Annotated in this window: 23 protein-coding genes; 6 read left to right on the top strand and 17 right to left on the bottom strand. The window is 72.3% G+C overall.

The features are described 5' to 3' along the window. Positions 1–346: 346 nt before the first annotated feature. Positions 347–1,855 carry a peptide MFS transporter gene (locus tag ACFWRO_RS16975; RefSeq protein ID WP_384510604.1) on the top strand — a complete coding sequence of 503 codons (1,509 nt, stop codon included), beginning with the start codon at positions 347–349 and terminating at the stop codon, positions 1,853–1,855. A 96-nt stretch (positions 1,856–1,951) separates the two neighbouring features. On the opposite strand, the gene ACFWRO_RS16980 is transcribed toward ACFWRO_RS16975, so the two are convergent. From ACFWRO_RS16980 to ACFWRO_RS17010, 7 genes are all read right to left on the bottom strand, one after another. After that, entirely contained in the window at positions 1,952–2,302 is a 351-nt protein-coding gene (locus ACFWRO_RS16980; RefSeq protein WP_384510607.1) for a hypothetical protein, read from the bottom strand. A 204-nt stretch (positions 2,303–2,506) separates the two neighbouring features. Continuing rightward, entirely contained in the window at positions 2,507–3,811 is a 1,305-nt protein-coding gene (locus ACFWRO_RS16985; protein WP_384510610.1) for a hypothetical protein, read from the bottom strand. 14 nt (positions 3,812–3,825) lie between these two features. Next, complete coding sequence (locus tag ACFWRO_RS16990; RefSeq protein ID WP_384510613.1) at positions 3,826–4,908, bottom strand: hypothetical protein; 1,083 nt, start codon at positions 4,906–4,908, stop codon at positions 3,826–3,828. Continuing rightward, positions 4,905–5,816, bottom strand: coding sequence for a hypothetical protein (locus ACFWRO_RS16995; protein ID WP_384510615.1), 912 nt, complete (start codon positions 5,814–5,816; stop codon positions 4,905–4,907). The genes ACFWRO_RS16990 and ACFWRO_RS16995 overlap by 4 nt, the downstream gene beginning before the upstream one ends. Continuing rightward, positions 5,816–6,508 (bottom strand): peptidase, encoded by a 693-nt coding sequence (locus ACFWRO_RS17000; protein WP_384510617.1) that lies wholly within the window; start codon positions 6,506–6,508, stop codon positions 5,816–5,818. Before ACFWRO_RS17000 ends, ACFWRO_RS16995 begins: the two co-directional genes overlap by 1 nt. A gap of 202 nt (positions 6,509–6,710) precedes the next feature. Further along, complete coding sequence (locus ACFWRO_RS17005) at positions 6,711–7,184, bottom strand: ATP-binding protein (RefSeq protein ID WP_384510620.1); 474 nt, start codon at positions 7,182–7,184, stop codon at positions 6,711–6,713. A 122-nt stretch (positions 7,185–7,306) separates the two neighbouring features. Then, positions 7,307–7,675 (bottom strand): STAS domain-containing protein, encoded by a 369-nt coding sequence (locus ACFWRO_RS17010; RefSeq protein ID WP_384510623.1) that lies wholly within the window; start codon positions 7,673–7,675, stop codon positions 7,307–7,309. 218 nt (positions 7,676–7,893) lie between these two features. Between ACFWRO_RS17010 and ACFWRO_RS17015 the strand changes: the two genes are divergently transcribed. From ACFWRO_RS17015 to ACFWRO_RS17025, 3 genes are all read left to right on the top strand, one after another. Further along, a complete protein-coding gene (locus tag ACFWRO_RS17015) occupies positions 7,894–8,835 on the top strand; it encodes an RNA polymerase sigma factor SigF (RefSeq protein ID WP_384510626.1) in 942 nt (313 codons plus the stop codon). Positions 8,836–9,028: 193 nt separating this feature from the next. Continuing rightward, complete coding sequence (locus ACFWRO_RS17020; RefSeq protein WP_384510629.1) at positions 9,029–10,237, top strand: DegT/DnrJ/EryC1/StrS family aminotransferase; 1,209 nt, start codon at positions 9,029–9,031, stop codon at positions 10,235–10,237. After that, complete coding sequence (locus ACFWRO_RS17025; RefSeq protein ID WP_384510632.1) at positions 10,230–12,290, top strand: lipopolysaccharide biosynthesis protein; 2,061 nt, start codon at positions 10,230–10,232, stop codon at positions 12,288–12,290. Before ACFWRO_RS17020 ends, ACFWRO_RS17025 begins: the two co-directional genes overlap by 8 nt. Positions 12,291–12,314: 24 nt before the next feature. On the opposite strand, the gene ACFWRO_RS17030 is transcribed toward ACFWRO_RS17025, so the two are convergent. The 6 genes from ACFWRO_RS17030 to ACFWRO_RS17055 all read right to left on the bottom strand — a co-directional run bounded on the left by ACFWRO_RS17030 (position 12,315) and on the right by ACFWRO_RS17055 (position 18,992). After that, positions 12,315–13,328, bottom strand: a complete 1,014-nt coding sequence (locus ACFWRO_RS17030) for a glycoside hydrolase family 26 protein (protein ID WP_384510635.1) — start codon at positions 13,326–13,328, stop codon at positions 12,315–12,317. Between the two features lie 38 nt (positions 13,329–13,366). Continuing rightward, entirely contained in the window at positions 13,367–13,783 is a 417-nt protein-coding gene (locus ACFWRO_RS17035; protein WP_384510638.1) for a hypothetical protein, read from the bottom strand. A gap of 20 nt (positions 13,784–13,803) precedes the next feature. Next, positions 13,804–15,738, bottom strand: a complete 1,935-nt coding sequence (locus ACFWRO_RS17040; RefSeq protein ID WP_384510640.1) for a hypothetical protein — start codon at positions 15,736–15,738, stop codon at positions 13,804–13,806. Between the two features lie 78 nt (positions 15,739–15,816). Then, positions 15,817–16,623: a polysaccharide deacetylase family protein gene (locus ACFWRO_RS17045; protein ID WP_384510643.1), complete on the bottom strand. Its 807-nt coding sequence runs from the start codon at positions 16,621–16,623 to the stop codon at positions 15,817–15,819. Then, positions 16,620–17,879 (bottom strand): glycosyltransferase, encoded by a 1,260-nt coding sequence (locus ACFWRO_RS17050; RefSeq protein WP_384510645.1) that lies wholly within the window; start codon positions 17,877–17,879, stop codon positions 16,620–16,622. The genes ACFWRO_RS17045 and ACFWRO_RS17050 overlap by 4 nt, the downstream gene beginning before the upstream one ends. A gap of 18 nt (positions 17,880–17,897) precedes the next feature. Continuing rightward, complete coding sequence (locus ACFWRO_RS17055) at positions 17,898–18,992, bottom strand: GNAT family N-acetyltransferase (protein ID WP_384510648.1); 1,095 nt, start codon at positions 18,990–18,992, stop codon at positions 17,898–17,900. Positions 18,993–19,353: 361 nt separating this feature from the next. Here ACFWRO_RS17055 and ACFWRO_RS17060 point away from each other — a divergent pair, with 361 nt between their 5' ends. Both ACFWRO_RS17060 and ACFWRO_RS17065 read left to right on the top strand, forming a co-directional pair. Beyond that, positions 19,354–20,058 carry a hypothetical protein gene (locus ACFWRO_RS17060; RefSeq protein WP_384510651.1) on the top strand — a complete coding sequence of 235 codons (705 nt, stop codon included), beginning with the start codon at positions 19,354–19,356 and terminating at the stop codon, positions 20,056–20,058. Between the two features lie 26 nt (positions 20,059–20,084). Continuing rightward, complete coding sequence (locus ACFWRO_RS17065) at positions 20,085–20,519, top strand: VOC family protein (RefSeq protein ID WP_384510654.1); 435 nt, start codon at positions 20,085–20,087, stop codon at positions 20,517–20,519. A 57-nt stretch (positions 20,520–20,576) separates the two neighbouring features. Here ACFWRO_RS17065 and hutI read toward each other — a convergent pair whose 3' ends face one another. From hutI to ACFWRO_RS17085, 4 genes are read right to left on the bottom strand one after another with little or no spacing between them, the layout of a single operon-like run. Further along, complete coding sequence (hutI, locus tag ACFWRO_RS17070; protein WP_384510657.1) at positions 20,577–21,824, bottom strand: imidazolonepropionase; 1,248 nt, start codon at positions 21,822–21,824, stop codon at positions 20,577–20,579. A gap of 44 nt (positions 21,825–21,868) precedes the next feature. After that, entirely contained in the window at positions 21,869–23,224 is a 1,356-nt protein-coding gene (locus ACFWRO_RS17075; RefSeq protein WP_384510660.1) for a formimidoylglutamate deiminase, read from the bottom strand. Positions 23,225–23,241: 17 nt separating this feature from the next. Continuing rightward, positions 23,242–24,555, bottom strand: a complete 1,314-nt coding sequence (locus tag ACFWRO_RS17080; protein ID WP_384510907.1) for an allantoate amidohydrolase — start codon at positions 24,553–24,555, stop codon at positions 23,242–23,244. After that, the gene (locus ACFWRO_RS17085; protein WP_384510663.1) at positions 24,468–25,361 is read right to left on the bottom strand and encodes an SDR family oxidoreductase; all 894 of its coding nucleotides are present in this window, start codon (positions 25,359–25,361) and stop codon (positions 24,468–24,470) included. The genes ACFWRO_RS17080 and ACFWRO_RS17085 overlap by 88 nt, the downstream gene beginning before the upstream one ends. Position 25,362: the final 1 nt, after the last annotated feature.

Below are 25,362 nucleotides of genomic sequence, written 5' to 3' on the forward strand. Positions count from 1 at the left end.
CCTGCGCATGACCTTCGATTGGCGGCTGTTGGTTCCTTCGTCACCTGTGATCCATCTCTCAAGTGCTTCCAATTCAGCCACTGTGGTGTCGTAAGGTGTCGAGACGTATGTAGCGGTAAACGGGGACCTTTGGCTCGCTAATCACGCCAAGGGTCTCTTTTCTGCACGAGGTCGGCATCGCCAACCTTGAGACAGTGAATGACCTGTGGGCCGGGTTCCGGTACGCGATGACGCGGACCGGGGCGTGGATCCCGGCGGGGTGCGACCGAGCTCCCCCCGGTGCCGGCCTCCCCCACCGGGCGCACCACGCTCACAAGGCGCGCGTCCCGACAGAGCAAGGATCGACATGGCGTCCAGCCTGACGAAGGATTCCCCCGGAACCCCTGGTTCCGAAGAGAAGACCTTCTTCGGCCACCCCCGCGGCCTGGCCACTCTCTTCATGACCGAGATGTGGGAGCGCTTCTCCTGGTACGGAATGCGCGGCATCCTCGTCCTCTACCTGGTCGCGGGCGTTCTCGACGGCCCCCTGGAGGGGCGTGAGGCGCTGGCCGCCTCCATCTACGGCGTGTACAACGCGGTCGTCTACATGGCCGCGATGCCCGGTGGCTGGGTGGCCGACCGACTCTGGGGCGCGCGCAAGGCCGTCCTCGTCGGCGGCATCGTCATCGCCCTGGGCCACTTCACCCTGGCCATCCCCTCCGACACGGCGTTCTTCGTGGGCCTCGCGCTCATCGCCGCCGGTACGGGTCTGCTGAAGCCGAACATCTCGGCCATGGTCGGCGGTCTCTACGAGGGCCAGCCGAGCGCCCGTCGTGACGCCGGCTTCACGCTCTTCTACATGGCGATCAACATCGGCGGCATGGCCGCTCCGCTGGTCGTCGGCTACCTGGGCGAGAACGTCAACTGGCACCTCGGCTTCGCCGTCGCGGGTCTCGGTATGACGCTCGCCGTCGCGCAGTACGTGATCGGCTCGCGTCACCTCGGTGACGTCGGGAAGTACCCGGGCACGCCGGCGACGCCCGAGGAGAAGCGGAGCGCGCTGCGCAAGGTCCTGCTGTGGGGTGGCCTGGCCGTCGCCGCGCTGCTGGCGGACATCGTGCTCGGCACGTACGACATCGAGCACATCGTCAACGTCCTCGCGATCCTGGGCATCGTCGTCCCGGTGCTGTACTTCATCGCGATGTACCGCAACCCGGCGCTGACCGCCGTGGACAAGCCCAAGATCAAGGCGTTCATGTGGTTCTTCGCCACGGCCGTCCTGTTCTGGATGATCTACGACCAGTCGGGCTCGCTGCTCACGCTCTTCGCGGACAACAAGACCGACCGTCTCATCGGCGGCTGGGAGTTCCCGGCCTCCTGGTACCAGTCGGTCAACCCGGCGATGGTCATCGTCCTGGCGCCGCTCTTCGCCGCGCTGTGGGTCAAGCTGGCCAAGCGCAACCGCGAGCCCAGCGCCCCGATGAAGTTCGCCCTCGCGATGCTCCTGATCGGTGGCTCGTTCGCCATCATGGGCCTCGCGGGTGCCGCCGCGGCCAACAGCGAGACCGGCAAGGTCACCGTCTTCTGGCTGCTGAGCGTCTACCTCGTCCAGACCCTCGGCGAGATGTGCCTCTCGCCGGTCGGTCTGTCGCTGTCGACGAAGCTGGCCCCGAAGCAGTTCGTCGGCCAGATCATGGGCCTGTGGTTCCTGGCGACCGCGACGGGCAACGCCCTGAACGGCTGGACCACCAAGCTCAACGAGCCGCTGGGCGACGCCCTGTACTACTCCCTGTGGGCGGTCGTCGCCGTCGCCGCAGGCCTCGCGTTCATGACGGCGGGCAAGAAGATCCGCGCCCTCATGGGCGACGTGCGCTGACGCCTCGTCAAGCAAAGGGTCTGGCCCGGCACACACTCCGTGTGCCGGGCCAGACCCTTTCCGTCGGGGCGCCGGGCCGTGGCCCGCGCCGCCGCGCTACTTCGTCTGCGCGCTGAAGCCGCGCAGGAAGTTCTTCGTGCCGCACCGGACGTCCGACTTCTGTCCCGGCCCGACCCAGGGGCCGTAGAGCGTCCACGGCATCACGTGCTCACGGGCCCCCTGCACCTGGTCGCACTTGATGACCACGCGGTGCTGCTTGACCGCCTTGCCGCTGCCGGCCTTGCAGGTCGAGTAGGCCGTGGGACGGCCCAGCTTGTCCATGCTCGCGTACGCCTTGCAGGTGTACTTGCCGGCCGCCTGGGCCGGAGCGGCGGTGACAAGACCGGCCCCTGCGGCACTCAGCATCACGGAGAGTGCTCCCGCGGCGAACTTCTTCCCCCAGCGCATGTGCGTTCCTTTCTTTGCACCAGGCCCCCACGAGGGGGCCCGATACATCGTTCACCTGCTGGTCAAGCAGGTTTGTGCATGGCGTGCCTTCACTTCGGCGAACGCTCAGAAGAAACCACGTGCGTCCCTGTCGCCACAAGACGTTACCGGGAGATCTGAGGAACATCTGAGCGTCCGCGTCCGTGAGTCGTCACCTTCGCTACGTCACCTCCTCAGCCGCGCCCACGGTGTGAACGTGAACACCGCGCCGCCGAGGAGGATCACCGTGCCGGCGACAAGGGCGAGTGCGCGCAGGGCGCCGTCGTCCTCGGCGCCGGTGTTGGCGAGGCCGCCGGAGCCGCCGTCCGCGGAGCCGCCGCCGACGGCCGCGTCACCGCCGCCCACCGCGCCGCCGTCCACCTTCGACGTGTCGAGTTCGAGGGAGGCCTGGACCGAGCCCTTGACCTGGCACGGGATCACGATCGGCGAGCCGCCGAGCGAGACGTTGATGGTCAGCGTGCCGGGGCTGAGCGTCGACTTGCCGTTCGCACCGGGCTTGTACGTGCCCTTCATGTCCGGCAGGTCGACCGGCTTGCCCTGCTCCAGCGGGGCGGCGTTCGCCGGGCCCTCGACCTTGACCGTGCCGCTGTCGGCGCCGCCGAGCTTGATCGCCATCGACGGCTTGAGCGCGCCCGCGGGCAGCGGGGCCGGGCTGTTCATGACGCCCTTGGCGGTCTTGACGGTGAGTTCGTAGTTCCCGCCGCTCTTCTTGGCGTTGATGGTGACCTTGGAGGTGATGTTCGCCGGGCCAGGCGACTGGCAGGCGAACTGGACCGCCACCTCCTTGCCCGGGAAGTCGGTCTGCCCGCCGCCTCCGCCGGACGTGCTGCCGGAGGTGGTGCCGCCGGAGGTACTCCCACCGGAGGTGGTGGTCGTACCGCCGGACGTCGTCGTGCCGCCCGACGTGGTCGTCGTACCGCCGGACGTCGTCGTGCCTCCGCCGCCCTCCGTCACCTTGATCTTCGCGCCGACCGGCACCGCCTCCTTCGGCGCGCACTTCGTGTCCGTCGACAGCGGCTTGGAGACGTTGATGTTGTACTTGTCCGGCGTCAGCGTGATCTCGCCGGCCTTGTCCAGCTTCAGCTTGCCCTTCATGTCCGGCAGCTTCATCGGGCTGTTCTTCGGGATCGCGGGGTTCGAGCGCGGCCCCTCCATGGCGAGCGTGCCGCTCGCCGCGCCGCCGATCTTGATCTCACCGGTCGGCTTGACCGTGTCCTTCTCCAGGTCGAGGACGTCGGGGTTCTTGGACGCGGCCTCGACCGTCTTCCAGACGATCTCGACCTCGTCGCCGACCTTCGCCTCCGCCGGTGCGGTGATCTCCACCTTCGTGGTGCCCTGCACCGGTGGGAGACCGGAGATGGACGGCGGAATGCACTCGGTCTTGTACGAGACCTCGGCCGCCTGCGCGGGGCTGGCGGCCAGCATGATCCCCGCGCCGCCGAGCATCAGCGCGACTCCCGCCGCGCTCATCCTCCGTTGCGTGCTCACTGATGTCCCTTCGTCGTCGGGCTGATCTCTGACGGTGCGGACGGTGCGGAGTCCGGGGTGAACCACGGCAGAACCGTGGTGGCTGTGGATTCGTCCCGCTCGGGCGCGGGGCGGAGTTCGGTGGTACGCACGAGAGGGGTACGTACGAGAGTGCGGCGACGGCCTCGATGGCCGGAGGAGCGGGACCCGGCGGCGCCGCCCGGGCGGACCCGGTCCACCACCACCATCCCGATCCGGAAGAGCGCCGCCGGGACGACCACGGCGAGCAGCAGCCAGAAGAGCGTCACGCCCCAGGGCCTGCCGACCCCCCACGGCTGGTCGACCAGGACCTTCCCGGCGTACTTCACCGAGACCTCGTAGTCGCCGTGCGCGCCCGCCGACAGTTCGACGGGCAGCTTGATCTGGGCCTTCTTGCCGGGCTGGATCGTGCCCCGCCACTGCCGTTCCTCGTACTGCGGCGAGAAGACGCCGTGGCTGGTGCCGACGTGGAAGACCGGGTCCTTGACGGGGGTCTGACCGAGGTTGCCGACGGTGAAGACGACCTCGCGGCGGGCCGGCGCGCCGAACCAGACGAGGACGCCGCTGGAGCCTTCGAGGCGTACGGAGGCGAGGACGGCGAGCCTGCCCGTGCCGGTGGCCTCGGGCAGCGGGGCGGTCGGGTGGCCCGCGACCGTGAACGCCACGTCCACGACGTCCTGTTGGCCGGTGACCCCGGCGACGTGCACCACGCACGGGCAGGGCTTGGGCGGCTCGGCGACCGGCATCTTCTGACTGAAGGCGCCCTTGGCGTCCACCGTGGCCGCGCGGCCCTGGGTGTTGGCGCAGGAGTTGGTGCCGCCGACGACGCCCTTCCCGGGCTCGCCCTGGCCGCAGATCAGGAGCATGAGCAGCGCGCCCGGTTTCCACCCGGCGCCGCTCACGGTGATCTCGCCGCCCTTGCCGCCCTCGGTCTGCGACAGCGCGACGGTCGGCCCGGACGCCCGCGCCTGGGCGAAAGACGGCAGGAGGGCCAGGAGCAGGGCGGCAAGCACCGCCCCGGCGAACGCGCCCGCGCGCCGTCCCGTACCGCTCGTTCTCATCGGTCCGCTCCTGCCGTCACGTCCGCCAACTGGGCTTGTTCCACCGGGATCTCGGGCTCTCTGACCGGCTCCTCGACCGCCTCCTCCACGGCCTCTTCGACGGCCCGGGCGCGGCGTCTTCGGAGGACGAGGCCCGCCGCGACCGCCGCCACCAGCAGGGCGCCCGCGCCGGCGGCGGCCGCGCCCGTCGACACGAAGGCGCGCTCGGCGCGGGCCTCCGCCGCCGTCGCCGTCGCGCCGGGCGCGGTCGCGCGGACGTGGACGGTGACCGAGTCGAGGGCGGGCGGGTCGGGCCAGGGTTCGGCGCGGGTGGCGCGCTCGCCGGGGCGCAGCGTGAGCGGCAGGGCGCGGGACGGGCGGTCGAGGACCGTGCCGAAGACGCCCTCCGCGCGGACGGAGAGCCTCGGCGTGAGGACCGTGCTGCCCCGGTTGACCAGGGTGTACGTCAGGGTGCCCGAGGCGTCGAGCGTCACGTCCTCGACCGTGAGCGCCGCGAGGCTCGGCCCGCTGACCCGCAGGTGCACCGGCACCCGCACCTCGCGCCCGCCGGCCGCCACGGTGACCGTGCCCCGGTGGTCGCCGGGGGCGGTGTCGGCGGTCACGGTCACCGCGAACGGCACGTCCGCCCGCGTCCGCGCCGGCACGGTCACCGTCCGCGCGGCGAAGGCGAGCGGGGTGCCCTGCCCGCTGAGCCGTACGGTGAGCGGTCGCGCACCCGGGTTGCTCACCGAGAGGGTGTCCTGGAGGACGCTGCCGGCCGCGCCTTCGAGGTAGGCGTACGGCCGCTGTTCGGTCGCCCCGGCCGCACCCGCCGTCCACCCGGAGGCCGGTGGGGGCGCGGGCGCCGCCGCCACCGCTCCGAGCAGCGCGGTGACGGCGGTCGCGGTCCCGGCCCACGCCCCCCGCATCAGCGAGCCGTGCGCCGGGTGAGCCAGAGCACACCGGCCGCGCCGGTCAGGAGCACTGTGCCGCCGAGCGTGCCGAGCGCCGTGGCGGAGTCGAGCGGGCCGGTCCTGGGCAGTTCGCCGCCGCTCGGGGACTGGCCGCCGCCCGAGTCGTCGGAGCCGCCGCCGGAGTCCGAGGAGCCGCCCGCGGCCGTGACGTCGAGTTCGAGCGCGGGCGCCGGGTTGTTCTTCGGCGTACAGACGGCCGCGTCCATGCCGAGCGCGTGGACGGTGAGCAGGCCGGCCGTGAAGGTGACCTTGCCGCTCTTCTTCGGCGTGTACGTGCCCGTCAACTGCCCGATCTTGATGGGGGTGTTGGGCGGGATGGCCTCGGTGTTCGGCGTGCCCTTGACCTTGAGCGTGCCCGAGTCGGCGCCGCCGAGCTTGAGTTCGGCGCGCGGGGTCATGACCCCTTTGGGCAGCTCGATCGGGCTGTCCGAGACGCCCTTCTCGAAGGACATGGTGACGGTGTAACCGGAGCCGCTCTTCTCGGCCTTGATGTCGACGGGCGAGACCGCGCTCTTGGGGCCGATCTTCGTCTCGCAGGCGTAGTTCACGTCGACGACGGTGGCGTGCGCGGCGGGGGCCGAGGCCAGGACCGCCGAGCCCGCGGCCGCCGCCGCCAGCGCGAACGCTGTTCTCCTTCGGTACGGCACGATCCAAGCACCCCTCACCGCGAAGTTACTGACGGCACATCAGATTGCGCGTCAAGGTACGCCTGGGGCCTTGCGGAGGGAAGACAAGAGGAGGACCGAAAGTGGGCTCGATCACACCGGTCGCGCGTCACGGCCGATCGCGGTACGCCGCCCGGACGCCGCTCGCACGCTGCCCGGACGCCGCCGTACGAGGGGTCAAGCGCTAGGAGGGCGCGGCGAGTTCGGCCCAGACGGTCTTGCCGGGGGTGCCCGCCGTGCGGTCGATGCCCCAGTCGAGACAGAGCCGCTGGACGATGAACATGCCGTGCCCGCCGGGCCGCGCGGCCCGGTGCGGGGTGCGCGGCGCGGGGTGCCCCGCGCCCACGTCGGTGACTTCGAGGCGCAGCACCTTGGCCCGGCGCAGCACGCGCAGCGTCTCGGGGCCCTCGGCGTGCAGACAGGCGTTGGTCACCAGCTCGGAGACGACGAGCAGGACGTCCTCGGCGGCCGCCCTTGCGTCGGCGGTCGCGGCCGGCAGCCAGCCCCAGTCGTACAGCGCGGTCCTGGTGAAGTCGCGGGCGAGCGGTACGGTCCCGCTGGTGGCGCCGAGCGCGAGCGTGCGTACGTCGAGAACGGCGGCGTCCACGACGGAACCCACCGACTCCTCGACCTTCCTGCCACCGGCAGCAGTGTCCATCAGCGCTTCACCTCACCGAATCCACCAGAAAGATTCACCAGACAACGGACGAAACCGGGGCTCTCCTGCCCGGTCATCTCCCGACGACACCCGCCGCCCACTAGTCGCGTTCCAGTCGCGTGCTAGTCGGGCAGTGCGGCGGCGAGCGTTTCGTGCACGGTGAAGACGACGTCCGCACCGGTGATCTCGAAGACCCTGGCCACCATCGGCCGCATCCCCGTGAGATGAACCCCGCCCCCCGCGGCGTCGGCCTTCAGCCGGGCTCCGAGGAGCACGTTGAGACCGGTGGAGTCGCAGAAGTCGAGTCGTGAGCAGTCGACGACGAGCCGTGACCGTCCCGCTTCGAGCGCGCGGTCGAGTGGCGCACGCAACACCTCGGCCGTGTGGTGATCGAGCTCACCCACGGGGGTGAGCACCTCGCTCGCCCCCACGGTGCGGACCTCGACCCGCAGCCGTCCTGGCTGCGCGCTGCCGATGTGCTGGCGGTCCATGCCCGTGCCTCTTCTCGCTCTCGCGGATGCCGGATGACGGATGACGTGCCTCGAACCATACAAGCGCGGCGTCAAGGCTTGCACCCGAACACCACAACATACTCCCGCAAACCGGACAATTGACACTTGCCACCGTATGCGCCGAGCAGGTAGGGCTAGTAGGGAACGTTCGCACACAGCCGGCTTGGAGGCGCCACAAACCGCAGCAGGAAGAAACGATGGAGGAGACCATGTCACCCCGGCTCGACGCTCCGCGTACCCACGACGCGCCGTCGGCAGCAACACCTCAGCCCCCCACCCACACCCCCACCTACGCTCCCACCCCCACCCCCGAAGACTTTCACGGGATCACCGGGATCGACGAGATCTCCGCGATCGGTCCCTTCGACCAGGTCGACCCGCTGGACGCGCGGGCGCTCTCGAAGACGCTCTTCGCCCGTCTCGACGCCCTCGAAGAGGGCACGCACGAGTACGCCTACGTCCGCAACACCCTGGTCGAACTCAACCTGGCCCTGGTCAAGTTCGCCGCCTCCCGGTTCCGCTCCCGCAGCGAGCCGATGGAGGACATCATCCAGGTCGGCACGATCGGCCTCATCAAGGCGATCGACCGCTTCGACCTGGCCCGTGGCGTCGAGTTCCCCACCTTCGCGATGCCGACGATCGTCGGCGAGATCAAGCGCTTCTTCCGCGACACCTCGTGGTCCGTGCGCGTTCCCCGAAGGCTCCAGGAACTCCGCCTCGACCTCGCCAAGGCCGGGGACGAACTGTCCCAGCGCTTCGACCGCGCCCCCACGGTCGGCGAACTCGCCGAGGAGCTCGACCTGAGCCGCGACGAGGTCGTCGAGGGCATGGCCGCGAGCAACGCGTACACCGCGAGCTCGCTGGACGCCCAGCCCGAGGAGGACGAGGGCGAGGGAGCGCTCGCCGACCGCATCGGCTACGAGGACCACGGCATCGAGGGCATCGAGTACGTCGAGTCCCTCAAGCCGATGATCGCCTCGCTGCCGCCGCGCGACCGGCTCATCCTCTCCCTGCGGTTCGTCGCCGGCATGACCCAGTCGGAGATCGGCGAGGAGCTGGGCATCTCCCAGATGCACGTCTCCCGTCTCCTTTCGCGGACGCTGACGCGACTGCGCAAGGGGCTGACCCTGGAGGAGTGACTCCTGGAGGAGTGACCCTCCGGGGGGAGCTACCCCAGCGGGAGGGCTCTCCCCCGCGCTCCGGCGCAACCCCGTTCCGGGCACCCCAAGTGACCTGTGGAAAGGGCCTGTTCTTCACCGGACAGGCCCTTCCGCGTTATTGACGGGTCGCCCGGAATGGGACACATTGGGCCGGGGTTCAGGGGGGAATCGCATGGTTTCTGCGTACGCGGAACTGGAAGAGCGCATGCGCGGCCGGCTCGGGGGCAGAGAGTGCCTCCATGTGCCGTCGTGCCGCTTCGGTCTCTATCTCGCGCTGCGCCACTGGTGCGCGCCCGGCGGCCGGGTCCTGATGTCGCCGGTCAACGACGACGTGATCTTCTTCGTGGTCCTGGCCGCCGGGCTGCGCCCGGTCCAGGCGCCGCTGGACCCGCGCGACGGCTCGATCGACGTCGCCGCCGTACCCGAGTCCGTCTGGCGCGGGCTCTCCGCCGTCCTGACCACCAATCTGTACGGGAACCCCGACCCGGCTCCCGAACTGCGCGCCCGCTGCGACGCGTTGGGCATCCCGCTCCTGGAGGACGCGGCCCACGCCATCGGCTCGCGGGTCGGCGGCCGCCCGGTCGGCACCTGGGGCGAGGCGTCCGTGTTCAGCCTCTCCAAGCACACCGGAGCGAAGACCGGCGGCTTCCTGTCGATCGCCGATCCGACGCAGCGGGCCGAACTGGCCGCCGCACGGGACGAGTTGCTGCACCCTTCCCGTACGACCGCCGAACTGGCCTATCTCGTACGGCCGTACGCCGAGGCCACCGTCCGCGCGCTGCGGCTCGTGAAGGCCGCGCACGCCACGCTGCGGCTGCTCGGACGGCAGGAGCGCGAGGAGATCCGGATGCCGCTGCGGGCGGACGGGTTGAAGCAGGCGCTCGCCGCCGCGCCGGGCCTCGCGCCCTTCCACCCGTGGGTCCGCGTCGACATGCACGACTACCGCCTGGGCGCGGGCGCGATCCGGCTGCGCCGTACGGAACGCCTCCTGTCCCGCCTGGACACCACGCTCGCCGTCCACCGGGCGGGTACGGAGCGGCTCGCGGCGAGCGAGTGGGGCACGTGCTCCGAGAGAGCCGGGATCCAGCCGCTGTTCCGGGTCCCGCTGCTGGTCGACGACCGGGACGCGGCGGTGGCGGCGCTCGCCCGCCGCCGGATCGTCACGGGCTACCTCTACGATCCCCCGCTCGACACGTACGCGGGCGAAGTCTTCACCGACCCCTCCGCCGCCCCGGAACCGGCGTCCTGGTTCGCTCGGCACGCCCTGCCGGTGGACCCGAGGCGGGCCGCCGAGGTGATCGGGGTGCTGGACGCGGCGGGGGTCCGGCCGGTGCGGTACGGCGACGGCGGCAACGGCGACGGCGGCAGCGACCGTGGCTGAGTCCGTCCGGCTGCACAAGCCGGATGGGGAGCCACAGGAGCGGGCGCGGGAGAACCCGGAATCGCCACCGAACTCCGACGCGTCCGAGTCCGGCGGGGACTCGATGTTCCGGAACGCGTACGCCCTCATGCTCTCCACCGGCGTCTCGGCCGCGCTCGGGCTCGGCTTCTGGCTGGTCGCCGCCCGCTACTACTCCGAGGAGGCCGTCGGGCAGGGCTCCGCCGCCATCGCCGCGCAGCGGCTGCTCGCCTCCATCACCGCGACGACGATGATCGGCGCGGTCGTCCGCTACGTCCCCCGGGCCGGCCGCGCCACGGGCCCGCTGGTGGGCCGGGTCTACCTGGTCAGCTCGATCGTGGTCGCCCTGGCCTGCGGTGTCTTCCTCCTCACCATCGACTGGTGGGGCCCGTCGTACGCGCCGCTCGGCTCGCTCTCCGCCGGTCTCTTCTTCACCGCGTCCTGCGTCGGCTGGGCGCTCCTCACCCTCCAGGACGGTGTCCTCACCGGGCTCAGGCGCGCCTTCTGGGTGCCCGTCGGCAACGCCGGCTTCTCCATCGGCAAGCTGCTCCTGCTCGCCGCCTTCGCCACGACCATGCCGGTGCTCGGCGTCTTCGTGTCCTGGTCGGCGGCGATCGCGCTGTCCGTCGTACCGCTCGGCTGGCTCGTCTTCCGCCGGCTGATCCCCCGGCAGGCCCGCGCCGACCGCGATCGCGAGCCGCCCGCGATGCGGGAGATCGGCCGCTTCATGGCCGGGGACTCCGTCGGGGCGATGTTCAGCCTCGCCATGATCAACCTGCTGCCGGTGATGGTGGCGGTCCGCTTCGACGCGGCGCACAACGCCTTCTTCTACACGGCGTACACCGTCGGCGGCACGATGGAGTTCATGGCCATCAACATGGCCTCCTCCCTCACCGCGCACGCCTCGCACAGCCCGGAGTCGCTGGCCGAGGGTGTGCGGGGGGCGCTGCGGCGGATGGCGCTGCTGCTGGTCCCCGTGGTCGTCTTCCTCGTCGTCTTCGCGCCGTACATCCTCGCGCCGTTCGGCCCGGACTACGCCGATCACGGCACGACGGTGCTGCGTCTGCTGGCCGCGGCCGCGCTGCCGCGGGTGGCCGTGGAGCTGTACATCGGGGTGCTGCGGGTCCAGGGGCGTACGGGCGCGCTGGCCGCGCTCCAGGGCGCGATGTGCGTGCTCGTCCTCGGCAGCGCGGCCCTGCTCCTCGGCCCGGTCGGGATCTCGGGGGCCGGGCTCGCGATGCTCGGCTCGATGACGCTGATGGCGGCGGCCTCGGCGCCCGGACTGCGCGCGGCCCTGAAGGGCGGCCGTACGGAGGTCGAGTACGGCACGAGCTGGGCGCGGCGGGCGGCGGAGCAGGAGTGGGCGCCGCGGGAGGCGTCGACGCTGGGCCTGCCGGTGTACGTACCGCGCAAGGCGAGCGCTCCGCGCGACGCCGACACCGTCGACGGCGACAGCGACGGCCGGGAGGACCGCCCCGGCACGGTGCTGTGGCTCCTCCTTGCCCTGGCCACGGCCCTCTTCTGGCTGCCGCTCGCCCACACGGACGCGGTCGCCGCGGACCGCCTCTCCGGTACGGAACTGATCGCCGCGCTCCCGCCGGTCACGCTCGGCGCCGGCATCCTGCTGGTCGCGCTGCACGCGGCGGCGGTGGCGCGCCGCCAGGTGCGGCGCCTCTACACCGCGACGGTCCTGGCCACCACGTTCCTGGCCCTGCACATCGCGCCACCCCTACTGGGCCTCACCCCGGAGACGGCAACGGGCCCCGGCACGACCCTGACCCCCGCCTTCGTCCCCGCCGAAGCCCTGACGGTCCTCCCGATCGCCCTCCAGGCCCTCTGCCTGGCCCTGGCGGCCGTCCTCCTCCGCGCCCTCGGCACAACCGTCCGCGTGACGGCCTGCACGGTCTGGATCCTCACCTGGGCAGGCTGGGCAGCCCAACACACCTTCGCCGAGGCCCCGTTGCCCATCCTCCTGGGCATGTCCGGCGCCACGATGACGGCCCTCGCGGTACGGGGCCTGCGGGGCCGGACCTGACCGGCTCGGCGGCCTTGAGCAACCTCACCGGCTGAAGTACGGATCCAAGCCGGCGGAGCGATAACCCTCAAGCGCCGGACCTGAGTTGACCGTCAGGTCGCAGGCTGGGCCGCCTGGGACCGGGCGGTTCCAGTGGACGTAGGCCTTGGCCCTGGGGAGGGTGGGGGCGACCCGTGGGATCTCGGCGTACCAGTCGCGTTGGCGGGTCGGGCGGGTCGGGTCGGGGGCGGTGGCGAACTCCGAGAGCATGATCGGTTTGTTCGCGGAGATGGTCTTGCGGAGCCACTCGTACGTCGGGCGCTGGCTCGCCTCGAAGTCCAGCCAGTTGGGGGACTTGTGGCACTGGTAGTAGTTGTACTGGTCCATGCCGATCCAGTCGACGTACGCGTCCCCCGGGTACAGCGCCTTCATCGTGTCGGCGTTGCCCAGGTAGCCGGAGACCGTCCATACCCACACGACGTTGCGGACACCCAGGCGCTCGAAGCGGTCGCGGAGGTGGCGGTAGGCGGCGACGTACTCCTCGGGGGTGCCCGCGCCCTCCTTGATGCGCATGTCCGTCTCCTGGTCGAAGGAGAAGAAGACCCGCTTGCCGTACGCCTTCAGGCGGCGGGCCTGCGGGTCGATGATCGAGGCGTCGTACTTGCCCGACGCGATGTTCTTCCAGCCGAGCTGCGTCTCGCTCCAGCCCGCGTGGTGCTTCTCCTTCCACACCGTGGACTCCCAGGCCAGCATCAGCAGCCGGTCCTCGCCCAGTTCCACCTCGTCGGGGGTGAGGAGTTCGCCGTCCGCCGGGTTCCCCGACATGTCGTGGTAGGTGTAGATCACATCCAGCTTGCGGCCGATCTTCTTCTCGAAGGCGTACACCGGCTTCGTCAGCGAGCTGTCCTCGTCGTACGGGATGTACGCGCCCCACCACGCGCCCTCGCACGGCAGGACGAGCTTGCGGTCCGGGGCGCAGCGGTCGTTCGAGTCCTGGGTGCTCCACACCCCGATCGCGGCGGCGAGCGCGCCGACCGCCGCGAGGGCTATCGCCGTCATCGGCGACCTACGCGGCGGCGCCGCGGCATGACCTCGGCTCATCGCGCGCCACCGGGCTTCCGTTTGACCCGCACGCCCGAGCGCTCCCGCTCCACCGCGCCCCGCGTCGCCGCCGGCAGCGGGACGCCCGGCAGGGCGGCTACGACGGTCACGAAGGCGGCGAGCGAGACCATGAACGCGGTCGTGGAGAAACCCTCCACCAGGAACAGCGAGGTCGCCGCGAGCGCCGCGAGCGACAGGCTGACGGGCGCCGCGAGCGCGAGCGCCTCCAGGCGGGCGCCGGGGCGCAGCCCGGCCGGCTGCGGGTGGAGCAGTGCGAGACCGGGCGCGAGCGCCACGAAGGCGAGGACGGGGATCCAGCGCAGAGGCGAGCCGCCCGGCAGCGCGGTGGCGCCGAGCGCGACCCAGCCGGAGGCCGCGAGACCGATTCTGAGCCGGAGGTGTGCGGGTGCCATGGCGTACGTACTCCCTCTGGTCATGACGTCGGTGCCGGCCGTGGGCGGTATTCCAGGACCAGGCCGTGTTCGGTCTCCTCCACCACGTGGAAGAGGGGTGAGCGCTTGAGGTCCTCTTGGAGCGTGCGGAAGCTGCCCGGTGGCAGGTAGCCCTCGCCGATGACCGCTTTCTCCTGCGTCGGCGTGAGGATCACGAAGGTCGGGCGGCCCTCGGGGATGCCCCGGGCCAGGTAACCCGCCGGGTCCTTCAGCATCTTCAGGTTCTCCGGCACTTCCTGCTCCGTGAAGAACCAGCGCTCGTAGTGGTCGTAGCGGTAGTACGCGCCCGGGAACGAGCCCGTCGTCGCGAGGATCAGCGCGCCGTCCGGGGCCCGGTCGTAGGCCCGCTTGGTGAGGGCGAGTTCGGCGGGCGGGGCGTAGTGCATGCCCTCCTTGCCGTAGTACGAGGGCAGGAAGCCGGCCAGCAGCGCGGTGAGCGCGAGCGGCAGCGCGACGGCGGCCACGCGCCGGGCCGCCTTCGCGCCACGGCCGGCCGCGCCCGCCGCCGGGACGAGCGCGGCGGCGGCGAAGAACGCCGTGCCGGGGAGCCCGAACAGGTAGACGCGGAAGAGCATTTCGCCGCCGTAGTCGTTGACGGCGAACATCGGCACGGGCGCGGCGGCGGCGAGCAGCAGCGGCAGCGCGCTGCGGACGAGCCGGCGGCGCAGCAGCACGGCCGTGCCGGCGAGCGCGGCGAGCGCCAGGACCATCACGATGTTGGCCGCGCCGACCAGCTCGGGTCCGGGCCCGGTGGGCTCACCGGCGTAACCGGCACGGGAGTTGGAGAGCAGGTCGCCCGCCGAGTCCTTCAACGTGCTCATGGTCTCCAGGAAGAGGACCCGGCCCATGGTCAGGTCCCAGGCCAGCATGATCAGGCCGGTCACGACGAGCAGCCCGAAGTTGCGGTAGCGGCGGGTGAGACAGAGCGCGAAGAGCGTGGCGCACAGCATCACCGGGGTCAGCTGGTGCGAGGCGTTGACGGTCGCGATCAGCGGGGCGACGATCAGCACCGCGATCGCGCGCTGCCGCACGGTCGTCGGCGGCGGCACTGCGGCCGCGGCCGGGTCGAGGAGCGTACGGTCGCGCAGCCGGCCGGCAGACCCGGGCCGCACGAAGTGCCGTACGACGACGGCGAAGACGGTCAGATAGAGCAGGTACGCGAAGCCCTGCGGGGACAGGTAGTCCTGGCCGACCCAGTTGGCCAGCTGGAAGATCCACACCCCGGTCCACACGAGCCGCCAGTCGTCGCTGAACGTGCGGTAGATCAGCAGCAGGACGGGGAGGGTGAGGAGGCCCAGGGCGATCGGCGCCCAGTTGATGAACGAGGCCGCCGACTCCACGCCGAAGGCGCGTACGAGCGCCGCGTCGAGCGAGAAGAACCCGGGCCACTGGTCGTACGCGGACATCCCGCCGGACAGCTCGCGCTGCGGGTACACCGTGCCCTCGGCGAGCAGTCGGCTGATCACGGCGTCGTGCTTGGAGGCCCAGGCGTAGCGGACGGAGTCGTACAGGATCGCCGGCGGCGCCTTCAGCGCCACCAGCATCGCGACGCTGTACGCGGCGGGCCACCACGGAGCCGTCCCCGCCCGCCGCAGGGTGACCAGGAAGCCGCAGGTCAGGACGGCGAGGGAGGCGTAGAAGGAGAGCGGGAAGCGGTCGAGGAGCCCGTAGTCGGCGATGTCGCGGAAGCCGATCCGGGGGAGCGCGTGCAGCCAGAGGGCGGCGGCCACGAGCAGCGGGAGCGCGCTGAGGAGGGCGTGCGGGCCCGGGCTCGGTACGCGCCACCGGCGCGGCGGAGCGGGGGCGGGGGCGGGGGCGCCGGCGTCCGGCTCCGCCTCGGGCCGCCGGGCGGAGGGAAGCGGAGACACCCCGCTCTGCTCGCTCTCCTCGGCCTGCGCGGGCACACGTTGCTGCACGGTGGCACTCCCCCTAGGTACTGCCTCTTACGTACTGCCTTCGGATCTGTCCTTGCACCTGTTCTGGGTCGCTGACGCTCAGCCCGCGAACTCCGGGCCCCTGACCAGCGCACGGGCCCTGCGGTACAGCCGCCAGCCCACCGTCGGCAGCGAGTCCGGGTACGGCGCCGCCTTGGCGCCCCGGCCGTCCATCCAGTGCTCGACGTCGGCGACGGTGTGGCCGCGGCGGACGATGAGCCGGGCGATCCGGTACCGCTCGTCGGTCTCGGAGCTGAGCGCGTGCCGCACGGCGACGGCCGAGGCGTACCCGGCGGCGGCGACGGCCCGGCGCACGGCCGGGCTGTTGTAGCCGTGCGGGTAGGCGAGGTGCCGGACCGGGTGGCCGAGGACGTCCTCCAGGACGGCCTTCGGCTCGCGCAGCTCGCGCCGCAGCTCCTTGGGCGGCAGCGTGTCGAGCTGCGGGTGCGTCGCGGTGTGGGCGCCGACCTCCATCCCGTACTGCTCCAGGAGCGCCGCCTGGCCGAGGGCCATCATCGGCGCGGGCGGCAGCAGACAGGCCCGGCCCGGGGTGATCGCGCCGGTGGTCAGGTACGCGGTGGCGGGCAGCTCGCGGGCGGCGAGCGCCTCGGCGGTCGGCCCGGGCAGGTCGGCGAAGCCGTCGTCGAAGGTGAGGACGACGGGCCGGGGCGGCAGCGGGGCGCGCCGCGCGAGGTGGTCGGCGAGGACGCCGACCGTGACGGGAGTCCGTCCGCTGTCGACGATCGCGTCGAGCTGGGCCTCGAACTCCTTGGGCGTGACGGTGAATTCGGCGATCCAGGCGGGCGGGTCGTCGCAGACGGCGTGGTAGAGCAGGACCGGGATACGGGTGTGGGCGGGTGCGCTCATCTCGAACCCCCCTTCCGCAGGCGGGCCTTGGCGTAGCCGAGGGGGCCGTAGAGCATGCCGCGTCGCTCCAGTCGGGAGAGGCTGCGGGGCCAGGGGTGGGAGTGCTCGCCGTGCGCGCCGGGCACGCCGTCGCCGCCGGTGTCCCGGCGTGCGGTGATGTTCCTGGCGTGCGCGAGGCCGCGCGGCAGCCGGGCGAGGAGCGCGGGCAGCAGGGCGGGGCGGCGGACGAGGGTGGCGGTGAGGTACGCGGTGAGGCCGGCGCCGTACCCGAAGGCCTGGTTGCGCAGGTCCTGCGGGCTCTCGCGGTGGTGGTGCCAGACGAGGGCGTCGGCGGTGTAGCGGAGCCGGAACCCGACGGAGAGGACGGCGACGAAGGCGTACAGGTCGTCCCCGCCCCGGGCGGCCGTGCCGGTGCCGGTGGCCGGGTCGAAGCCGCCCGCGGCCTTCAGGGCCCGGGTACGGAAGGCCATGTTGGCGCCGGAGCCGAAGCTGCCCGCGGTGAACGGGAAGAGCGGTTCGTCGGCGGGCGGGCGCAGCGGGTCGTAGAGCCGGGGCGCGAAGCCCTTGGCGAAGCCGCCGTGGGATTCGAGGAGGATCTGGGCGGGGGTCCGCAGCCGGGCGGGCAGGATGAGCCCGGTGACGCAGCCGAGTCGCGGGTCGGCGGCGAAGGGCGTGGTGAGGGCGGTCAGCCAGTGCGGGTCGGCGACGACGTCGTCGTCGGTGAAGGCGACGACCTCCGCGCGAGCGTGGGCGAGCCCGGTGTTGTGGGCGACGGCGAGCCCGGGGGTGTCCTCCCGGACGTACCGCACGCGTTCGCCGTACTTGCGGGTGACGAGCTCCTCGGTCTCCCGCGTGCGCGGCGCGTTGTCGACGACGAGGACCTCGTGGTCGGGATGGTCCTGGTCGAGGAGCGAGTCCAGGGCCCGAGCGAGCTGGTCGGCACGCTCCCGGGTGGCGACGACGACGCAGGCGCGGGGCGGGGCGGCGTACGGCTCGACTGGCGGGAGGGCGGGCGGCTCGTCGGCCGGGGCGGCCATGAGCCGCTCCCGTGCGAGCGCCGCCAGTACCTCGGCGGGGTCGTCGCCCTCCCCTATGTGTCCGAGGACGGTGGCGGCGGGGCGGCCTCGGAGTCGTACGAGGGCGTAGACGTCGCCGGGTCCGGGCGGTGGGCCGCCGGGCGCGGGGCGCAGGGAGAGGACGGGTCCTTCGGGCGAGCCGAGGTCGAGGTCGACGACGGCTCGTGGTCGCAAGCGCATGGTTCCCCCGCTGTCGGCTCAGGGCTGACCGGCGACGCCGCCGCGCAGGCGGGCGAGCCGGTTGAGGGTGCGGCGGCCGCGCGCGGCGAGCGCGGGCCGGTTGCGTATGTAGCTGTGGGCGCGGCGGGTCGGCTCGTGGCCGAGCCAGTGGAGTCCGGCGCGCAGTCCCGGCCGGGTCACCGACCCTTCGTACACGGTCAGTTCACCGGTCTTGAGCGCGTCCTTGTACTCGGCGGCGCCGCGGCCGAGGTCGAGCATGCCGATCCCGGCGGCCGCCGCGGCCTCCGCCATCCGCAGATGGAGGACGAGCCCGGGCGAGTACTTCGCGAACTCGGGGTCGTACGACGGGAACCAGCAGGAGAGGACGGTCCGGGAGCGCAGCCCGAAGTGCGCGGCGATCGGCCGCTCACCCGCGTAGAGGACGGACAGGACACCGGAGCAGCCGGGCTCGCGCAGCGCGTGCAGCCCCCGCACCAGGCCGTTTATCCACTCCTTGGCGAAGCGGTCACGGCGGCCGGTCCTGCGGTACTGGGCGGACTTCCACTCCATGAGGGTGCGCAGGGCGGCCGGATCGCGCTCGTCGAAGACGAACCGCAGCGGCCCGACCTGCCGCCCGAGCCGGCGCTCCTTGGCGAGGGTGGTCTTGAGGAACTTGGGCGACTGGCCCCGTAGGGCTTCCTCGTACGCGGCGTACCCCCGCCCGACATCGATGACGGGCGAGGCGAACGCCTCGGGGGCACCACCGGAGCCCCCGAGGAACGCCCCCTGTCCGTCCTCCAGGTTGTCGAACTCCCAGGCGGAGAGCCCGCAGAGCCGGAGCAGCGCCCGGGGCGAGGGCGCGAGCCCCGGCCGCAGCACGGCCCCCTGGCAGTCGGACACGCCGAGCCCGACGGCCCGCCCGTGCCCGAACGCCCCTTTCTCGTACGGGAAGAACCCGACGGGCTCCCCGTCCTCCCACCACACGGCGACCCGCACGCGCGGCCGCACGGCGGCGACGGCGAGGGCGAACTCGGGCCCCATGAACGGATTCTCGGGCGCCCCGCTCTTCCCCCGCAGTTCCCGCCACGCCTCGATCTCCCGCGGCCCGAGCTCCCTCGGTGCCACGACCCGCACTTTTCGCGGCCGTCCCTCGTGCTTCCCCCGCACGCGGACAGCCTGATCACGGACAGCGCTCAACTCTCCGACCCCCCGGTCTTCCCCCCAGAGTCCTGCCGCTACAGGACGGTACCGGTCGAAATCCCTCCGGGACAGGGCTACCCGGCCACTCTGTGACCGAGGGGAATTCGTGGTGATCAAGGGACCAATGGGACGTGGTGGCTGGGTGCCACCCGGCGCACACAGCCCGGCCGCGCGCGGCCCGTCCGCAACGTCCGCTCCCTCCGCACCATTCGCGCCATCTTCGCGACTCCTGGCGCTCGACGCGTCAACTCCACCTACCATGCGTTGACTTGAAGCTTTCGGGGGAGGCTTGAGCATGGCGTTCGGTTTCGAGCACATCGTGTTGGTCGGCTTGATCTGCTGGCTCACCTACCGGGCCTTCCTGTGGACCCGCGGATACGTACATCGGTGGCGGATGCCGCAGCCGTCGCTCGCCCAGGGCCAGTTGGAGATGTGTCAGGGGCAGGCGTTCCGCGAGATCTGCCGACGGGCCCAACACCCCGGCGGACATGTGGCGATGGCCGACTACTTCGCCGAGCGCGAATGGAACAGGGCGGACGCCCTGCGCATCCTGGCCGAGCCGCTCAAGCACAAGCTGATCAAGGTCAAGGGCTTGCGGTTCGGCGGGTACGGCGTGACACGCAAGGGCTGGTCCGAATACGAGAGCAAGTTCATCTGGACAGGAGGCGATGGGGTGAACATCTCCGCGCAGAACGGCATTCTGGTCGCGAACGTCAACAGCCCTCATGCCACGGCACACGGCGGCCACGGAAACCGGGCGGGCGCGCTTGAGATCCCGCACCAGCGGCTGATCGACGCCCTGCGCGCGGACGCGGACGCGGACACCGCGACGCCCGACGAGGCGGTACGGGCGCGGGAGTACGCCGACGACCTCGCCTCGGCCGTCGACGCGCAGGACGCGGATCGGACCACGCGCGTCCTCGGCAGGATCAACACCCTGCTTGCCTCCGCCTCGGCCGCCTTCACCCTGACCCGCGAACTTCTCCCCCCTGGATCGTAGGAACGCGCGCCCCATAGGGTGGCCCGATGGCGTCGATCAAGCAGGTCCAAATCACGTTCGACTGCGCCGAACCCGAGCGCGTCGCCCGGTTCTGGTGCGAGGTGCTGGGGTACGTCGTACCGCCGGCGCCCGAAGGGTTCGCCACCTGGGACGCGTACGAGCGCACCCTGCCGCCCGAGCATCAGGGCGCGGGGTTCGTCGCCATGGATCCCTCGGGTGTCGGCCCGCGCATGTACTTCCAGCGCGTCCCCGAGGGCAAGGTCGTCAAGAACCGCGTGCACCTCGACGTCCGGGTCGGCACCGGGCTCGTCGGTGAGGAGCGCCTCGCCGCCCTTGAGGCGGAGTGCGCACGCCTCGTCCCACTCGGCGCGGTGCGCGGGCAGCTCCTGCTCGCCGACGAGCACAACGAGTCGTGCCTCAACATGCAGGACATCGAGGGCAACGAGTTCTGTCTCGACTGAGGACTGTCCCGGCTGAGGGGCCAGGGGTGCTCTGCCCCCTGGCCCTTTGGAACGCGGTCAGACCGCCCGCGTCCCCTGCCGCCAGACCTCCGACACCAGCGGAACGCCCGGGCGGTAGGCCAGGTGGACGTGGGACGGGGCGTCCAGGAAGGTGAGGTCCGCCCGCGCGCCCGGGGACAGGCGACCGATGTCCGTACGGCGCAGGGCTTGCGCGCCGCCCGCCGTGGCCGACCACAGCGCCTCGTCCGGAGTCATGCCCATGTCCCGTACCGCGAGCGCGATACAGAACGGGACCGAGGACGTGAACGACGAGCCCGGGTTGCAGTCCGTCGACAGGGCCACCGTCACGCCCGCGTCCAGGAGCCGGCGGGCGTCCGGCCACTGCGCCCGGGTGGAGAACTCCGCCCCCGGGAGGAGGGTCGCCACCGTGGCGCCCGAGGCCAGGGCGTCGACGTCCGCGTCCGTCAGGTGGGTGCAGTGGTCCGCGCTCGCCGCGTCCAGCTCCACCGCCAGCTGGACACCGGGGCCGTACGAGAGCTGGTTGGCGTGCACCCTCGGGTGGAGGCCCTTCGCCTTGCCGGCCGTGAGGATCGCCCGCGCCTGGTCCCCGTCGAAGGCGCCCTTCTCGCAGAAGACGTCCACCCAACGGGCGTACGGCGCACAGGCGTCGAGCATCTCGCCCGTCACCAGGTCCACGTAACCGGCCGGGTCGTCGGCGTAGTCCGGGGACACGATGTGCGCGCCCAGGTACGTGACCTCGTCCGTGTGCGCGGCCGCGATCCGCAGCGCCCTCGCCTCGTCCTCCACCGTCAGGCCGTAGCCGGACTTCGTCTCGAACGTCGTCGTGCCCTGGCGCAGCGCCTCCCGCATGAAGCGGGCCACGTTCGCGCCCAGCTCCTCGTCGCTCGCCGCGCGCGTCGCTGCCACCGTCGTCCTGATGCCGCCCGCCTTGTACGGCTGGCCCGACATCCGCGCGTTGAACTCGGCCGTGCGGTCGCCCGCGAAGACCAGGTGCGAGTGGGAGTCCACGAACCCGGGGATCACGGCCCTGCCGCCCGCGTCGACCCGGTTGTCAGTGGCCGGTGCTTTGCTTGATCCACCGACCCAGACGACCCGGTCGCCTTCGATGACGACGGCCGCGTCCTGGATCAGACCCAGCGGAGTTCCGTCACCGAGGGAGGGATCGTTCGTGACCAGACTGGCGATGTTGACGATGGCGGTGGCCGCCGTCGCCACGGCGCTGTTCGCGCTCGTGGGGGCGGAGATCGCCGCCGGGTTGTTCCTCGTCGCGGGGCCGGTGTTCATGGTGCGAGATCTCTCCTTCAGCCGGATGGGCCGGGTCGGTCGGTTCAGCCGCGGACCGCGGCGATCGCTTCCGTCAGGGCGCGGGGCACGTCGGGTACGGACTGGTGGACGCCGTCCCGGACGATCGCCCGGCCACCGACGACCACATGGCGCACATCCGCGGCCGACGCTGCGAATACCGCCGTCTCGGCTGCCAGACGCGGCAGCGGCCCCGCTGTCCTGACCGAGTCGAGCGCGATCGTCGTGAAGTCGGCGAGCGCGCCCGCCTCCAGGGTGCCCGCCCCGTCCCAGCCGAGGGCCGCGTGACCGTCGGCCGTGGCCGCGCGCAGCAGCGCCGCGGCCGTCCAGTGGCCGCGCGTGCGGGAGCGGAGGCGTTCGTTCAGCTCCATCGCCCGCGCCTCCTCCAGGAGGTCGATCACCGCGTGGCTGTCGCTGCCCAGCGACAGCGGCGAGCCCGCCCGCTGGAGCGCGACGGCCGGGCCGATGCCGTCAGCCAGGTCCCGTTCCGTCGTCGGGCACATGCAGGTGCCCGTCGACGACGAGCCCAGAAGGGAGATGTCCGCGTCCGTCAGGTGGGTGTTGTGGACGCCCGTCGTCCGTGCGCCGAGGACCCCGTGGTCCGCGAGGAGCTGCGTCGGCGTGCGGCCGTGCGCGGCCTGGCACGCGTCGTTCTCGGCCGTCTGCTCCGAGAGGTGGACATGGAGCGGCACCGCGCGCGACTGCGCCCAGCCGGCCACCGTCGCCAGCTGGTCCGCCGGGACCGCCCGGACCGAGTGGATCGCCGCGCCGATCCGGACCCCGTCCCGCTCCTTCAGGAGCGAGACGCGTTCCGCCCACGCGTCCGCCGTGCCGTCCGAGAAGCGGAGCTGGTGCCGGTCCGGCGCCGCGCCGAAGCCGGAGGAGAGGTAGGCCGTGTCGAGGAGGGTGATCCGGATGCCCGCGTCGGCGGCCGCCTGGATCAGGGCCTCGCCCATCGCGTTGGGGTCGGCGTACGGGGTGCCGCCCGGAGCGTGGTGCAGGTAGTGGAACTCGCCGACCGACGTGATGCCGGCCAGCGCCATCTCCGCGTACACCGCCCGGGCCAGCGCGTGGTACGTCTCGGGGGTCAGCTCGGACGCCACCTGGTACATGACCTCGCGCCACGTCCAGAAGGTGCCCGAGCCGACCTGGACGGTCCCGCGCAGGGCCCGGTGGAAGGCGTGCGAGTGCGCGTTCGCCAGGCCCGGGATCGTCAGGCCGCGCAGGACCACGGCGCCCGGGGGCGGGGCGTCCACCCCGAGGCGTACGGCCGTGATGCGGCCGCCGGCCACGTCCATCGCCACGCCCGGCTCCACGTTGGTGTCCAGCCAGGCGTGTTCCAGCCAGTACGTGGCCCCGGTCGCGCCCGTCGCCCCAGTCACGCCAGCCCCGCCCGTCGTCACCTGCACGCCAGTCCTTCCAGTACGTCGGCCAGTGCGAGGACCCCCGCGACGCAGTCGTCCTCGGCCGCGAACTCGGCCGGGGAGTGCGAGACGCCCGTGGGGTTCCGTACGAACAGCATGGCGGTCGGGATCGATTCGGACAAAATGCCCGCGTCGTGGCCCGCGCCCGTGCCGAGGACCGGGGTCTTCTCGCCCAGGACCGACGCCAGCTCGTCCCGCAGCGCGTGCGCGAACTCCACGACCGGCGTGAAGGACTCCCGTACGACCGTGAGGTCGATGCCGTGGCGGTCCGCGTAGTCGCGGGCCGCGCTCTCGACGCCCGCCGTCACGGTGTCGAGCGCCGACTGGTCGGCGGCGCGGGCGTCGAGCCAGCCCCGGACCAGGGACGGGATCGCGTTGACGCCGTTCGGCTCGACCGCGATCTTGCCGAACGTGGCGACCGCGCCCGCGAGTTCGGCCTCGCGCCGGGCCGCGAGGACCGTCTCCGCGTACGTGAGCATCGGGTCGCGGCGGTCGATCAGGCGGGTCGTGCCCGCGTGGTTGGCCTCGCCCGCGAAGTCGTACCGCCAGCGGCCGTGCGGCCAGATCGCGGAGGCGATGCCGACGGCGTCCCCGGAGAGGTCGAGCGCGCGGCCCTGCTCGACGTGCAGCTCGACGAAGGCGCCGATCCGGGCGAGCCGCTCGGGGTCCGGGCCGATGCGCTCGGGGTCGTGACCGGCGGCCTCCATCGCCTGCGGGAGGGTGATCCCGTCGCCGTCCCGGAGCTCGTACGCCTGCTCCTTCGTCAGCCGGCCGGCGGTGAGACGCGAGCCGACGCAGGCCAGGCCGAAGCGGGCGCCTTCCTCGTCACCGAAGTTGGTGATCGCGAAGGGCCTCTTGAACACGACGCCACGGGAGCGCAGTTCGTCGAGCGCGGCGAAGGCGGAGACGACGCCGAGCGGGCCGTCGAAGGCGCCACCGTCCGGTACGGAGTCCAGGTGCGAGCCGGTGACGACCGCGTCACCGGCCGACGGGTCGCCGAGCCAGGCCCACTGGTTGCCGTTGCGGTCGACCTCGTAGTTCAGCCGGCGCGCCTCGGCCTGCATCTGGAACCAGAGCCGGCAGTCGGCGTCGGCGGCGGTCCAGGCGTAGCGGCGGTAGCCGCCAGAGGCGGCGCGGGGGGGGCGGGGGGGCCCCCCCCCCCCCCCAACCCCCTCCCCCGCCCGCCCCGGGGCCCGGGGCCTCAGCCCGTCGACCCGTACACCCGCCCCGGCACCTCCGCCGCGGCCAGCAGCTTCAGCGTCGCCTCCCCCGCCTCCGCCGGGGTCCAGCGGGCGCCCTTGTCCGTCGAAGGGCCGGCCCGCCAGCCCTCCATGACCGTGATGCGGCCGCCCTCCGCCTCGAAGACGCGGCCGGTCACACCCGCGGAGGACGCCGAGCCGAGCCAGACCACCAGCGGCGAGACGTCCTCCGGCGCGGCCTCCAGGCCCGCGAAGGCCTGCTCGGTCATCCGGGTCCTGGCCGCCGGGGCGATCGCGTTGACCTGGACGCCGTACCGGCCCATCTCCGCCGCCGCGACCAGCGTGAGGCCGACGATCCCGGCCTTCGCCGCCGCGTAGTTGCCCTGCCCGACGCTGCCGAGCAGCCCCGCCCCGGAGGTCGTGTTGACGACGCGGGCCACCGGCTCGCGTCCCGCCTTCGCCTCGGCCCGCCAGTACGCGGCCGCGTGCCGCAGCGGCAGGAAGTGGCCCTTCACATGGACGCGCATCACGGCGTCCCAGTCGTCCTCGCCGAGGTTCACGAGCATCCGGTCCCGCAGGAAGCCCGCGTTGTTGACCAGCGTGTCGAGCCGCCCGAAGGTGTCGAGGGCGGCGGCCACCAGCGAGGCCGCGCCCTCCTCCGTGGCGATGTCGCCGCCGTGCGCGACGGCCTCGCCTCCCGCCGTACGGATCTCCTCCACGACCTGCTCGGCGGGCGAGCCCGACCCGGCCGAGCCGTCGAGCCCCACCCCCAGGTCGTTGACGACCACCTTCGCCCCCTCGGCGGCGAAGGCCCGGGCGTGCGCACGGCCGAGCCCCCGCCCCGCGCCCGTCACGATCACGACCCGGCCTTCGCACAGTCCCTCGCGCAGTCCCATC

The organism is Streptomyces sp. NPDC058579, assembly GCF_042718575.1.
Lineage (GTDB): Bacteria > Actinomycetota > Actinomycetes > Streptomycetales > Streptomycetaceae > Streptomyces.